Source organism: Pseudoflavonifractor sp. An187 (assembly GCF_002160275.1).
Lineage (GTDB): Bacteria > Bacillota > Clostridia > Oscillospirales > Oscillospiraceae > Enterenecus > Enterenecus faecium.
This window is the reverse complement of the sequence record NZ_NFKG01000074.1, coordinates 1-526: the sequence shown is the minus strand read 5'-3', so window position 1 is coordinate 526 and position 526 is coordinate 1. Positions and strand designations below refer to the sequence as shown.

The window sequence follows — 526 nt, the reverse complement described above, 5'->3', positions numbered from 1 at the left end:
AAGTGGGAGTGGTACACCTTCAGGGACTCGAACCCTGGACACCCTGATTAAGAGTCAGGTGCTCTACCAACTGAGCTAAAGGTGCCCATGGAAGGGGGTGTCATGCTTCTCCTGTTCGCAACGCTCGGCTTCCCTCCGTCTCGGACTTGAAACAGAAACTTGCGTTTCTTGGTTTCTCGCCCTCGCTTCGGTCCATCCTCGCGGCTCACAACGGATCAGCACTTCGCTGTTTCCGCACCCTCAAAACTGAACAATGTGACTTTCAGCAAGCTGCCTGCATTTGTTCTTGTTGTCACGTTTCATCTGCTCGCGACGCTCGGTTTCGCTCCATCTCGGACTCACACCAGAGTCTTACGACCCGTGGTCCTCGTCCTCGCTCCGCTCCAACCTCGCTGCTCACGACGATGCAACGCTTCTTTGTAGGTCAAGCCCTCGGCTAATTAGTATCGGTCAGCTACACGCCTCACAGCGCTTCCACCTCCGACCTATCAACGACATAGTCTACGTCGAGCCTTACTCCATAAAG

1 tRNA gene and 1 rRNA gene are annotated in these 526 nt (G+C 54.6%); both read right to left on the bottom strand.

Annotated features, from left to right (window positions below):
• Positions 1 to 9: 9 nt before the first annotated feature.
• Positions 10 to 85: transfer RNA gene (locus tag B5F22_RS11880), tRNA-Lys, on the bottom strand.
• Positions 86 to 420: 335 nt separating this feature from the next.
• Positions 421 to 526 (bottom strand): 23S ribosomal RNA (locus B5F22_RS11875); the annotation flags it as partial.